This window comes from Mycobacterium sp. (genome assembly GCF_035499775.1).
Taxonomy (GTDB): Bacteria; Actinomycetota; Actinomycetes; order Mycobacteriales; family Mycobacteriaceae; genus Mycobacterium.
Genome location: NZ_DATJYB010000272.1, coordinates 1 through 12,738, shown reverse-complemented (window position 1 = coordinate 12,738; position 12,738 = coordinate 1). Strand labels below are relative to the sequence as shown.

The following is a 12,738-nucleotide window of genomic DNA, read 5'->3' as shown; positions in this document are numbered from 1 at the left end:
CAGGTCGACGGCATCCAGCATCGCCTGCAACGGCCCGGGCTTGCGTAGTTGGCGGGCGGCGACGGCGACCCGCACCACGCCGCCGCGACGGGCGATCCGTTCCGCGGACAGCACCACCATCCGGCACCACCACGGCTCGGTCAGGAAGCCTTCTCCGATACCCAGCACCCGGGTGCGCACGGTGGTGTGCCGCACCAGGTCGGTGATGCCGTGCAGATCGGCCAGCAACCGAAAACCATTCCGCGGCAATGCCTTGACGACACCGGGCGATACCACCCAGCCTGGCGCCGCAAACAGCCGGGTGCGTAGCCCGAGGTGCTCGAGCACCCGGTCGGCGGCCATCAGCCGCAGGTTGGCCTCATGCGCGCGCAACATGGCAAATTCGCCGCGCCGCTTCTTGGTGGCCGCGTCGTCGTAGCCGTGCAGCACGATGGCGCTGCCGCCGGCGCGCCGCTCGGTCAGCCATTCCACGGTGCGGGGGTCGCGGTCGAGCCGGTAGTCACCACTCAGGCGAGGAGCCACCAGCAACGACACCGGCACCGAACGGGCATCCATCTGTGCGCAAAACGCCTCGACGTCGGTCAGGGTCCGCTCCCCTATCCCCGAGACCGAGACGATCAGTTTTCCAGACACACTTGTAGTTTGCCGATTGCAGATGTCGAGACGGTGAAGTACACGCAGACGCCAGGCGTATATCCAATCGTCTTGCCAACGTGGCGAGATACCTGCGTCAACCGGGGCGGCGTGCCGACAGGCCGACCCGGAAACCCACATTCGCCCCCAGCCAGCAAACGACTACCCGCGTGGGCCGGCCAAAACGGTTCGATATGCTAAGCAACGCCATGGACAAGGCCCGTTCCGCGGCGGCCGACGCACCGCCGTCCACTATCCCCACCCTGCAGTCAGGCGTGGGTGAACACGTCTATCCGGACAAGCTGGACGCCCGGCTGCTGCGGATCTCCGGCGTGTGCATTCTGGCCACGGTGATGGCGATTTTGGACGTCACCGTCGTCGCCGTCGCACAACGCACCTTCATCGACCAGTTCGGCTCTACCCAGGCCGTGGTTGCCTGGACGATGACGGGTTACACGCTGGCCTTGGCGACCGTGATCCCGGTCGCGGGCTGGGCGGCCGACCGGTTCGGAACCAAGCGCCTGTTCATGGGCTCGGTGCTGGCCTTCACACTGGGCTCGTTGCTGTGCGCGGTAGCGGCAAACATCCTGCAGCTCATCCTGTTTCGAGTGGTGCAGGGCGTCGGAGGCGGCATGCTGCTGCCGCTGAGCTTCATGATCCTCACCCGGGAGGCCGGCCCCCGGCGCCTCGGTCGCCTGATGTCGATCCTGAGCATCCCCATGCTGCTCGCCCCGATCGGAGGGCCAATCCTGGGCGGCTGGCTGATCGACACCTCCAGCTGGCGGTGGATCTTCTTGATCAACCTGCCTTTCGGCCTGGTCACGATCGCGCTGGCAGCCCTGGTGTTCCCGGCAGATCACCCGGCGCGGTCGGAAACCTTCGACGTCGTCGGCGTGCTGCTGCTCTCGCCGGGCCTGGCGACGTTCCTGTTCGCGGTGTCGTCCATCCCCCGCCGCGGGACGGTGGCCGATCGCCACGTGCTGATACCGGCGATCATCGGCCTGGCGTTGATCGCCGGGTTCGTCGCGCACGCGTGGTTCCGCGCGGATCACCCGCTCATCGACCTGCGACTGTTCCGCAACCGCGTGCTCACCCAGGCCAATGTGACGATGGTGGTATTCGCCGCCGCGTTTTTCGGCGCCGCCCTGTTGCTGCCGAGCTACTTCCAGCAGGTGCTGCACCAGACGCCGATGCAGGCCGGCGTGCACATGATTCCCCAGGGGCTCGGCGCCATGCTGACCATGCGACTGACCGGACCGCTGGTGGACCGGCAGGGACCGGGCAAGATTGTGCTGGTCGGCATCGCGCTGATCACGGCCGGGCTGGGCACCTTCGCGTTCGGCGTGGCCCGCCAGGCCGGGTACCTGCCGATACTGCTGATCGGACTGGCGATCATGGGCCTGGGCATGGGTTGCACGATGATGCCGCTCACGGTGGCGTCGGTGCAGGCGCTGGCTCCGCACCAGATCGCGCGGGGCACGACGCTGATGAGCGTCAGCCATCAGGTGGGTGGCTCGATGGGAACCGCGCTGATGTCGATGGTCCTGACCAACCAGTTCAATCGAAGCGAAAACATCACCGCAGCAAACAAGCTGGCGATCCTGCAGCAGAAGGCTGCCGCCAGCGGGGTGCCGGTTGACCAGTCCGCCATACCCCGCCAGACCTTGGCTCCCGGCTTCGCGGGCAATGTGGTGCACGACCTTTCGCACGCCTACACAACGGTATTCGTGATCGCGGTCGTGTTGGTGCTGTTCACCATCATCCCGGCGGCGTTTCTGCCGAAGACGCCCCCCGAATAGCGGCCAGCTAGCCCTCGAACAGCATCGTCGCGATCCGCATCACGGTCTCCATCGGATCTGCTGCGCGGACTTGAGGATTCACCGCGTCGTTGAGCCACAGCATCGAAAACCCATGTACCAGCGACCAGGCCGCCAGCTGAGCTCCGGTCGGATCGGCAGTTGCGTTGGGATCCCGCAGTGTTGCCACCCCGCGCGCCAACTCGGCGGCGGCGCCCGCCTCCGCGGCGGCCAGTTCGGCGTCCGAGGTGTCGAGCAACGACTTGTGGAACATCACCTGGTAATGGCCGGGGTGATCGATGGCGAACCGCACGTACGCCAGTGCCGCGTCGGCGAATTGGGGCCGCGCGTCGACGAGCGCCTCGGCTAGCAGCTGAAAGCCCTGCGTGGCCAGCGCGGTGAACAAGCCGCGACGATCCGTGAAGTGGTGCGCGGGTGCGGCATGCGATACGCCCGCGTCCCGAGCCAACTCGCGCAGCGAGACCTGGTCAGCGCCGCGCTCGGCCACCAGGCGTGCGGCTTCGTTGAGGATGACGGCCCGCAGGTCGCCATGGTGGTACGTGGGGCGGTTCACGGCGCCAGCGTATCGCAGAGAACTTGACAGTGACTAGATACGAGCCTACGTTTGGCGATACGCGCGAACTTGACAGTGACTAGATTGGAGAGGTCGAGATGGCTCCGTTGATCACCCTGCTGGTGGGCACCATCGTCGCCAGGGTCGCCGGCTGGCTCGGCGTCGGCTACCTCAACAGTTGGACGACGGCGATCGCCGCGGGACTGGCCGCAATGTTCGTCCTGACCGGGATCGCGCACTTCGCGCCGCCGCTGCGGCGCGACCTCATCGCGATCGTTCCGCCGCGGTTCCCCGCGCCCGCGTTGCTGGTCACCGTGACCGGCGTGCTGGAGTTGCTGGGCGCGGTGGGACTGTTGCTCCCCGCCACCCGGGTCGCGGCAGCCGCGTGTCTGCTGGTACTGATGCTCGCGATGTTCCCGGCCAACGTCTACGCCGCGCGGATGCCGAATCCGCCCAAGTCGATGACGACGCGGCTATCCGTGCGTTCCGCCGTCGAGGTCGTCTTCCTGGCCGCCACCGTAGCGGTCGCCGTCGGCGGCAGCTAGCAGCCAGGCATACTGGTACGCGGTCTCCTTCCAGGCCTTGTACCGACCGCTGACTCCACCATGGCCCGCGGCCATCTGAGTTTTGAGCAGCACCGGATTTGCATCCGTCTTGGTATGGCGCAGCGCCGCAACCCACTTCGCCGGCTCCACGTAGTAGACCCGAGTGTCGTTCAGCGACGTCATGGCCAGGATCGCCGGGTAGTGTTTGGCCTCGATGTTCTCGTATGGCGAATATGACTTCATGTACGAGTAGACATCGTTGTCGCTCAACGGGTTTCCCCATTCGTCCCACTCGGTGACGGTCAGCGGCAACGAGGGATCCAAAATGGTGGTCAGCGGGTCGACGAAGGGCACCTGCGCGAGGACCCCGGCGAAGAGATCGGGTGCCATGTTGGCCACCGCACCCACCAGCAGGCCGCCCGCGCTGCCGCCATAGGCCACCAACTGCTGCGGTCGGGTCGATCCCGAGTCCACCAAATGCTTTGCCACTGCGACGAAGTCGGTGAAGGTGTTCTTCTTCTCCAACAGCTTGCCGTTCTCGTACCACAGTCGGCCCATCTCACCGCCGCCGCGGACATGGGCGATGACGAACACCACACCGCGATCCAGCAGCGACAACCGCGCGATGGAAAAGCTCGGGTCCGTGCAGATCTCGTAAGCGCCATAGCCGTAAAGCACAGTCGGCGCGGGGAACTCGGTGCCGGCCCGGTGCACGATCGAGACCGGGACCTGGGTGCCGTCGTCGGCGCGCGCCCAGTCACGGCGTTCCACGTAGTCCGACGGCCGGTAGCCGCCGAGCACGGGCTGCTCGCGCAGCAAGGTGCGCTCGCCGGTCTCCAGATCCATGTCGTAGACCCGCGACGGGGTGACGAACGATCCCGCCCTGATCCGCAGCTTGGGTGATTCCCAGTTCGGATTGGCGCTGAGGCCGGACGACATCAGTTCGGTTTCGAACGAAATTTCCTCGGGCTCACCGTAGTTGCCGTCGAAGTGGACGGGCCACAGCTGGATGCGGGGCAACGCCTCGCGCCGGTAGCTGACCACCAGATGGCGTGCGAAGGCATCCACGTAGTCGAGCCGGACGTCCTCGCGGTGTGCAATCAGAGTGCGCTGGCGCGCCGGATCGCTAACCGGGGCCTCGACGAGGGTGAAGTTCACCGCACCGTCGTTGTGCAGGATCAGGAACCGGTCTTCTCCCCCGACGACCGCGTGCTCCACTGAATAGTCGACGCCGTCGCGTCGTGGCAGCACCACGGTGAATTGGGCATCGGGATCGGCCGAGTCCGCGTAGCGGACCTCGGAGGTGATCGCCGACCCCGCCGAAATAAAGACGTAGGCCTCACTTCGGGTGAGCCCCACCCCGAGCCAGAAGCGCTCATCGGTCTCGTGGTACACCTGCTCCGCCGGGCCACCGGAGCCAAGCTGGTAGCGCCACACCTTATCCGGTCGCCGGGCCTCGTCCAGGGTCGTGTAGTACACCGTGCGGTTGTCGACGGCCCAGGTGACTCCCGCTCCGACTGGTGTGATCTCGTCGCTGAGTAGCTCGCTGGTGCGTAAGTCCTTGAAACGCAGCGTATATTGCTCGTCACCGAGGACGTCGACGGAGTACGCCAGCAGATTGCCGTCCAAGCTGACCAGGCAGGCGCCCAGTGCGAAGAAATCGTGGCCTTCCGCCTCGACATTCGAGTCGAGCAGGATCTGCTCCCCGGGAATCTTGGTGTTCTCGTCCAGCACCGGCGGGGTCCAGTCGTCGGGATCGGTTACCGGGCAACGACACTGGACTCGATACTGCTTTCCCTCGAAGGTGCGGCCGTAATACCACCAGTCGCCTTGCCGTACCGGGACCGACAGGTCAGTCTCCTTGGTGCGTGCCTTGATCTCATCGAAGATGCTCTGCCGCAACGGCTCAAGGTGAGCGGTCGTCTGATCGGCATACTCGTTCTCGGCCTCGAGGTAGGCGATGACTTCGGGGTCGGCCTTGTCACGCATCCATTCGTACGGGTCGACGAAGACGTCACCGTGGTACTCACGTGTGGTATCGATACGTTTGGCTACCGGGGGAACGGGTGCACCGGTCATGCGCTGGGACCGATCCAGTCGTCGAAACTGAGGCCGGAAATCCGTTCGTAGGCATTGATATAACGGCCGCGGGTGGCGTCGATGATGTCGTCCGGGAGCGGGGGTGGCGGCTCGGTGCCGCCGCGGTCCCAGCCGGACGCGGGGCTGGTGAGCCAGTTGCGGACAAACTGCTTGTCGTAGCTGGTCTGCACAACACCGGGCCGGTATTCATCGGCGGGCCAGTAACGGGACGAGTCCGGAGTGAAGATTTCGTCGGCCAGCAGCACATTGCCGTCGGGGTCGACGCCGAATTCGAACTTGGTGTCGGCGACGATGATTCCCCTGGTCAGTGCGTGATCGGCGGCCTGCACATAGATCTGCAGCGTGCGGTCGCGCAGCTGGTTGGCGTGCACCGTGCCAACCATTTCGATCACCCGAGCGAACGAAATGTTCTCGTCGTGATCCCCCAGCGCAGCCTTGGTCGCCGGCGTGAACAACGGTGTGTCGAACTTGCTGGCCTCGACCAGACCCGGCGGCAACGCAATGCCGCAGACTTTGCCGGTCGCCTGGTAGTCCAGCAGCCCCGAGCCGGTCAGATAACCGCGGGCCACACATTCCACCGGAAACATCTCCAGCTGCCGAACCACCAGCGCGCGGCCCAGCACCTCGTCGGGAATGCGGGGGTCATCCGGCGGGCCGGCCAGGTGGTTGGGCGCATCGACGAGCCCGAAGAAGAACACGCTCATCGCGGTCAGGATGCGGCCCTTGTCCGGGATGGTGCTGTCCAGAACGTAGTCGTAGGCCGAGATCCGGTCGGACGCGACCAGCAGCAGATGCTCGTCGTCGACGCGGTAAATCTCGCGGACCTTGCCGCTGGCCAGATGCTGGTAGTCGGACAATGCTGGGCGCATCGGGTCAGCCTATCCGGCAAGCTACGCGCAAAGTGTGCTGGTATCAGTGCTATGAGGTTCTTGCCGTACTCCACCAAACCCGTGCGACTTTTTTTCCAACTGATGAGCGATATCACCGTCTCGGTGTGGACGACGATATGGGTGTTCGTTGGTCTCGCCGTGCACAGCGCCATCGCGACGATCGCGGTCGCCGGACGGCAAGTGGAAAGTGGCTCGAAAGGTGTTGCTGACAACCTGGCGTCGGCGGGCCATGGCGCACAGCATATTCCGCTGGTGGGCGACGCGGTCAGCAAGCCGCTAAGCGCGGCCAGCGAAGCCGCTCTGGACATCGCGGGCGCCGGACATGACCTCGACACCACGGCGAGCTGGCTGGCGGTGGTGCTCGCGCTGGCGGTCGCCGCGACGCCGATCCTTGCGGTGGCCGGGCCCTGGCTGTTCCTGCGGCTGCGCTTCTTCCGACGCAAGTTGGCGGTGACCGCCCTGGCCGCCACCGCGGCCGGTCAGCAACTGCTGGCGCTGCGCGCATTGGCGAACCGTTCGCCGGCCAGACTGGCCGCGGTCAGCGAGGATCCGGTGGGCGCGTGGCGCCGTGAGGATCCGATCATCATTCGCAGCCTGGCCGCACTCGAGCTGAAAGCGGCCGGGATACGACTACGCATGTATTAGCGAATATTAATGCCGTAGTTCGGTATTCGCAGTGACCACTAAGCCTGCCGGCACACCGCTCAGCAGGGCAGGAACGGACTGCAAAGCGGCGGTGTCGGTGGCGGAACCCACGGGTGCGCGCTGGCGCCGATTGTGCACGAGCGCTCGGCGGGGTCGCCGCCGCACTGCGCGCGTCCGGTCGAACACCCGCGGCACGCGCCAACGATGCCTTGATCGCCGCTAACGCGATCGCTCACGACATCGCCCGTATCCGCAGCTGCAGGTGCGCCCGATCACGCACCAGTGAACTTCGATCGTCGGATAACGTTCGTCTTGTTCGCTGAACCGTAAGGAGAAGCGGTGAGAGTCCGGGCGTTGTCTGCGATGTTCGCGGTGCTGTTGGGGATCGGCGGTGTCGCTGCCACAGCGCGGGCCGAGCCGGCCATCACGGGCGAACGGCTGGTGGGTTGGGACACCTACCGTCGACTGGATCGGTTGCCCTACCTGAGCGCGGACACACGGTCGCTGCAGGTGTCGAGCTTCGACCGCAGCGGCGGTAACTTCGACATGTCCACCGGTAACGACAACGGCAGCGGTGGATGTCTGGCGTCCGGCGGTGCCGGCTGCGTCATCGCCGAGGATCGCGGCGCCGGGGAGGTTGATTCGATCTGGTTCACCCGCGACGGCGGCAATGTCACCCGGATGGGCGCGATCCGCATCGATCTCGACGGCCGGACGGTGATCGATGCGCCGTTGCAATCGCTGGTCAATGGTGAGCAGGGCGCGCCGTTCGTGTGGCCGCTGGTGGCCAATGCCACGCAGTCGGCGGGGGGCGTCTACATCAAAGTGCCGATGCCGTACCGCCAGTCGATGCGGATCAGCGTCGCAAATAATCTGCAGTACTACCACGTCGACTATCGCAAGTTTCCGACCGCCGACGGCGTGAGCACCTTCTCGCCGTCCGACCCCGCGCTCGACGTGATCGCCACCCTGCGCGCCGCCGGCACTGCTGACCCTAAACCGACGGCGGCCGCAGCGACGCATGACCGCCGGGTCATCGGTATAGGCCCCGAGGCCGCAGCGACCATCGCGGAATCGACTGGGCCGGGCATGATTTCGGCATTGCATGTGCGGTTGCCCGCGCCGGCGGATCAACTCCTGGCCGGGTTACGGTTGCTAATCGAGTTCGACGACGACCAAGCCACGGTCGACTCCCCGTTGGGGGAATTCTTCGGCGCCGGACTGGGCGTCAATAGCGTGCGATCGCTGATGTTCGCCGCGGTCCCCCAGGCCGACGGATCGTTGCCGCTGTCGGCGTGGTGGCCAATGCCTTTCGCACGCGCGGCCCGTGTCACCCTGGTCAACACAACCTCCCATCCCGTCGCGGGGATCGAGACCGATGTGGCGACCACGCCCGATCCTCAGTGGGCACCGGCGCTGGCCAGTGGGCGGGCCGGCTACTTCACGGCACGTTCGCATGCCGGACCCACGACCCCGGGTCAGGACTGGCTGTTCGACGATGAGACTGGTCACGGCAAGTTCGTCGGCGTCAGCCACACCATCAGGGGTTCTCGCATCAAGACGGCGTTCAGCGACGACGCGCCTTACTTTCTCGAAGGCGCCGAACGCGTCTACACCGACGGTTCCGCGTCGCCCCAGTGGTACGGCACCGGCACCGAGGACTTTTACGAGGGCGGTTGGTATTTCAACGCCGGCACACACTTCAGCGACCCACTCAACGGCCAACCCGACCAACGTACGGCAACGGGCGGCTGCGCGGACTACTGTGTGGCCGTCTATCGGCTCACGCTGGCCGAGGCCATCGGCTATCACTCCGCGATCCGATTCGGCATCGAGCACGGCAAACGCAACATGGTCCAACCCGACTACAGCTCAACGGCTTTCCTGTACGCACAACCCAACGGCACCATTACACGCGGCGACGAAGTCGACACCGGGGATCTGGTGAGCCGACTCCTGCACGGCTATATCGACGCTGACGCCGCGGACCAATTGCTGCTCAGCACGTATGAGGGCAGCGACGACGCCCGACCCGTCGTCGAGTCGGTGCGTGCCACCCACGCCGCGATCAGCTTCCATGTCCAAATCCCGCCGGACAACCACGGTGTCCTGGTGCGCCGAACATCGGACCAGGCCAACGGCTTTCAATCAGCCGACGTTGCCGTCGACGGTGTGCCCGTCGGGAACTGGATACAGCCGCGCAGCAACGGCTTTCATCGTTGGCTGGAGGACACGTTCGTCCTGCCTGGCTCCCTCACCGCGGGCAAGGCCGCGATCACGATCACGCTCACACCGATCCCCGCCGCCCCGCCGTGGACCGCGAGCCGTTACCGACTGGACGCGCTGACGGGATCCTAGTACCAACCGTAAAATAAGGAAATCCCTTGTCAGCTCCGATATTTCGCATGCTCACGGGACGACGCCGGGTGATGCGGTTGGGAGGCCGACCTCGCGGCAGCCGTCCACCAATCGGTGGTCGTATGTGACGAAGGCTCGGAGTTCCTGCTGGATTTGAGCTGCCGCCGCAAGATGGATCGCGTCGAGAGAGCGCAGAGCTGCCGCGCCGATTGTTTCGGCCAGTACGATCACCGGTTCGGTAATCGGCAGGATGTCCAACCCGTCGAGTAGGTAACGCGCCCGCTCTGCTTGGCCCGGTTGTCCGTACCGGGCCACAACGCGCATCAACTCGACTCGGCTGAGCGCGCTCGTCACCGTGTACTCACCCTTGTCGGTTTGCGTGGCAAGCCACTTCCGCAGTTCGGGCGTCTCAGGTTCGGCGACGAGCAGCTTGGTTAGGGCCGAGGTCTCCAGGTAGATCACTGCTCGTCGCGCATGTCATTGAGTACATCGGAGAGATTTCGCTGGCCGGCGCCCGCCGGTAAGGGCTTCACATCGAGCAGGTTTCGCGGCTGGCGAGCAGGAATCAAGGTGCCCGATTCAATCAAGGCATTGCGTGAACGGTCCGCCGCGTCGATCGGGACGAGTCGGGCCACAAGCCGCCCTTTGTTGGTGACACCGAGTTCCTCGCCGGCCTCAACCCGGGCGAGGTATCGCGATGCGTTCTGTCGCAGTTCTCGGACGCCGATTACTTCCACCGCCGCATAGTAGCACATTATGTGCTACATGATGTTTCGCTCCAAGAACCAGAACCTTGCAAGTTGCTCGACCCAGCCTTGAGCGATGGCGACCACGCAGGGAATCGTTGACAGAAAGAAATGGGCGCGGGCAACACAACCGCGGCTGTGTACCTGGAAGTCGCGGAACTGCGCAGTCTGGTTAAACCCTGACCGCTCGATTAAGCCCCTGCGCCGCGGGCGATTCGGTCGGCACGCCAACACCACGACCGCATCGGAACGTCAATGGTCTCGGCACCCGGGAAACGCGCCTCCAAAGCGGCGCGCGCTTCGGCCAGCCGCTGTGCGCGGTCGTCGGCAGCGGCGACGATGACCCTGCTGTAGGTGCCCACCATGGCGACGACGTCGTCGGCTGCCATCGTCCGCACGAATCGGAACGTCTCGCGCGCAATGTTGTGGAAAATCTGCGGCTCCGGGAGTTCGAAGTGCAGGCGCCGCCGGAATCGGTCGGCTGGCGACCCCTCCGACGTGTCCTCGCTGCGCAGTCGGTCCAGGTTGCGCACCCAGTCCACCTCGCGGTCCCGGCTCGTCCAGATCAGGCCCAGCCGACCGCCGTCGCCCAGCACCCGTCCGATCTCGGGAATCGCCCGTTCGTGATCCATCCAGTGCCACGCCGACGAGACGAACACGGCGTCGGCTGCAGCGTCGGGAAGCGGTATCGACTCGCCGCGGCCCTCGAGCACCCGGACTCCCGGGGATCGCGCCGCCAGCACGTTGCGCATCCGCGCATCGGGTTCCACAGCAATCACCTGGGCCACCCTGTCCACCAGCGTGCGGGTGAACAGTCCGGTGCCCGCGCCGACGTCGACGGCCACCTCACAGCCCGGCGGCACCATCCAGTCCACCGCCTCCGGTGGGGCCTGCGGGCGCAGGCCGTCGTAGTCCTCGGCGATTGATCCGAAGGACATCGCGCGTTCTTGACGATCGGTCACTGACGCGACGGTAGTCCCGCTCACTGTGTGGCTGCTGTGCCGAAGCGGCCCTCTGCCGCACGCCAAAGTAACGAAATGAACAAAGTTATTGGTGCATAAAGCATCTGACCGCGATCCACATCTCACGTCCGGACTAGTCACGATACGACGCGGGCGGCAACCCGCATCAGTCCGGCGATGGCCACAATCAGCCACGCCGCCAATGCGTTCCAGAAGAAAACCAGCGACACAGTCACCAACGATCGCTGACCGATCTCGGCCGACATCGCGTAGCTGGCCGCGGAGTACATGCCCAGCGGGAACACCATTGCCCACCACACACCGGCGAAATGCAGCATCTCGGGCCGCCGGCTGATCCGGTGCACACCGAAGTAGATCAGCGGCGGTATCCACAGCGTGGCGGCCACCCAAGTCACGATGGTGACCGTGCGGACCGGCCCGCTGAGCCATGCGGGAGCCAGGCTGTGGATGTTGTCACCGGCCAGCGTCGCAATTGCCAAGCCGCCCATCAGAATCCAGGAATCGGGCTCGAAACCGTCAAGGTCCTGACGCTCGGCGACCGCCCGCCACAGGATCAGCCACGTCATCAACAGGTAGATACAGAGCGCCGCAGCCCAGACCGGGACAGCGAGCCCGAGCCACCATCGCTCGCCGGTGTGTTGGCCGATCTTGGTGGCCACGATCGCCAGACCGGAGGTGCCGACGCTAGCGAGCTCCCAGGCGCCATGCGCCCCGTCCCGCAGCACGCCCCACGGCCGCGTCGACATGGCGCGCGCGGTGAGGGTCACGAGCGCCAGCCAGGCTACCAACGCGACCGCACCGAGTAGCAGCACCACCACGAGCGGGGACGTCAGCTTGCTGTCCAGCACCGCGCACGCAGCGACAAACGTGAACAGCCGCAAGGTGACATCGGGATCCTTTAGCTCCCAGCGCTTAGCTGCCCCGGTCAGAAACGCCAGGCCGACGAGAACCAATAGGCCGATCGCCGCGATAATGCCCAGAGCTTCGCTGATTGCCAGGTAATGGTGTTTGCCTGCAGCGATCGACAAGATCCCGGTCGCCATTATCGCCGCGAAAGCATCGGGTGACGGCTCAAGGTCGGCGACGCGGATTGTCACGGCAAGATTGTAACCCGGCGGCAGGGTGCGGCCTTCCAAAGACTAAGTGCGGAAGGATCTTTCGGGCAGTGCCGATCAGACCTCGGCCTTGCTGGCCCGAATCGCCTCGAAGACACCGGGATCGAGCAACGTCGACGTGTCGCCGAGTTCACGGCCTTCGACGACGTCCCGCAACAACCGCCGCATGATCTTGCCGCTACGGGTCTTCGGCAGCTCGGGCACCACGTGGATCTCGCGCGGTTTGGCGATCGGAGATATCTCCCGGGCCACCTCGGCGCGCAGGTCCTCGACCATATGGTCATGCGGCTTACCGGACGCACCGATTTTAGGATCACGAACGCGCAGATGGCCTGGCCCGTCTGCTCGTCGGT

General features: G+C 65.3%; 12 protein-coding genes and 1 pseudogene. 4 read left to right on the top strand and 9 right to left on the bottom strand.

Features of this window, described 5'->3' with window-relative positions:
• Positions 1-633 (bottom strand): DUF2334 domain-containing protein (locus VML93_RS17530; RefSeq protein WP_325612565.1); only part of this gene is annotated, 633 nt, incomplete at its 3' end.
• A 194-nt stretch (positions 634-827) separates the two neighbouring features.
• On the opposite strand from VML93_RS17530, the gene VML93_RS17525 reads away from it, so the two are divergent.
• Positions 828-2,432 carry a DHA2 family efflux MFS transporter permease subunit gene (locus tag VML93_RS17525; protein ID WP_325612563.1) on the top strand — a complete coding sequence of 535 codons (1,605 nt, stop codon included), beginning with the start codon at positions 828-830 and terminating at the stop codon, positions 2,430-2,432.
• A 7-nt stretch (positions 2,433-2,439) separates the two neighbouring features.
• On the opposite strand, the gene VML93_RS17520 is transcribed toward VML93_RS17525, so the two are convergent.
• On the bottom strand, positions 2,440-3,003 hold the full coding sequence (locus VML93_RS17520; protein ID WP_325612562.1) for a TetR/AcrR family transcriptional regulator: 564 nt from the start codon (positions 3,001-3,003) through the stop codon (positions 2,440-2,442).
• 98 nt (positions 3,004-3,101) lie between these two features.
• Here VML93_RS17520 and VML93_RS17515 point away from each other — a divergent pair, with 98 nt between their 5' ends.
• Positions 3,102-3,548, top strand: coding sequence for a DoxX family protein (locus VML93_RS17515; RefSeq protein WP_325612561.1), 447 nt, complete (start codon positions 3,102-3,104; stop codon positions 3,546-3,548).
• Here VML93_RS17515 and VML93_RS17510 read toward each other — a convergent pair.
• Both VML93_RS17510 and VML93_RS17505 read right to left on the bottom strand, forming a co-directional pair.
• A complete protein-coding gene (locus VML93_RS17510; RefSeq protein ID WP_325612559.1) occupies positions 3,477-5,627 on the bottom strand; it encodes a S9 family peptidase in 2,151 nt (716 codons plus the stop codon). The two genes, VML93_RS17515 and VML93_RS17510, sit on opposite strands and share 72 nt — an antisense overlap.
• Positions 5,624-6,517, bottom strand: a complete 894-nt coding sequence (locus tag VML93_RS17505; RefSeq protein WP_325612557.1) for a phosphoribosylaminoimidazolesuccinocarboxamide synthase — start codon at positions 6,515-6,517, stop codon at positions 5,624-5,626. Before VML93_RS17505 ends, VML93_RS17510 begins: the two co-directional genes overlap by 4 nt.
• A 51-nt stretch (positions 6,518-6,568) precedes the next feature.
• On the opposite strand from VML93_RS17505, the gene VML93_RS17500 reads away from it, so the two are divergent.
• Entirely contained in the window at positions 6,569-7,183 is a 615-nt protein-coding gene (locus tag VML93_RS17500) for a hypothetical protein (protein WP_325612555.1), read from the top strand.
• 363 nt (positions 7,184-7,546) lie between these two features.
• Complete coding sequence (locus VML93_RS17495) at positions 7,547-9,541, top strand: glycoside hydrolase family 172 protein (RefSeq protein WP_325612566.1); 1,995 nt, start codon at positions 7,547-7,549, stop codon at positions 9,539-9,541.
• 51 nt (positions 9,542-9,592) lie between these two features.
• Here the strand turns inward: VML93_RS17495 and VML93_RS17490 are convergent, their stop codons facing one another.
• The 5 genes and pseudogenes from VML93_RS17490 to VML93_RS17470 form a co-directional block, all read right to left on the bottom strand.
• Positions 9,593-10,003, bottom strand: a complete 411-nt coding sequence (locus VML93_RS17490; protein WP_325612554.1) for a type II toxin-antitoxin system VapC family toxin — start codon at positions 10,001-10,003, stop codon at positions 9,593-9,595.
• Entirely contained in the window at positions 10,000-10,278 is a 279-nt protein-coding gene (locus tag VML93_RS17485) for a type II toxin-antitoxin system prevent-host-death family antitoxin (RefSeq protein WP_325612552.1), read from the bottom strand. The genes VML93_RS17490 and VML93_RS17485 overlap by 4 nt, the downstream gene beginning before the upstream one ends.
• Before the next feature lie 200 nt (positions 10,279-10,478).
• The gene (locus VML93_RS17480) at positions 10,479-11,249 is read right to left on the bottom strand and encodes a class I SAM-dependent methyltransferase (protein WP_325612550.1); all 771 of its coding nucleotides are present in this window, start codon (positions 11,247-11,249) and stop codon (positions 10,479-10,481) included.
• A gap of 137 nt (positions 11,250-11,386) precedes the next feature.
• On the bottom strand, positions 11,387-12,367 hold the full coding sequence (locus VML93_RS17475) for a tellurite resistance/C4-dicarboxylate transporter family protein (RefSeq protein WP_325612549.1): 981 nt from the start codon (positions 12,365-12,367) through the stop codon (positions 11,387-11,389).
• A gap of 75 nt (positions 12,368-12,442) precedes the next feature.
• Positions 12,443-12,738, bottom strand: a pseudogene (locus VML93_RS17470) (AMP-binding enzyme); the annotation flags it as partial.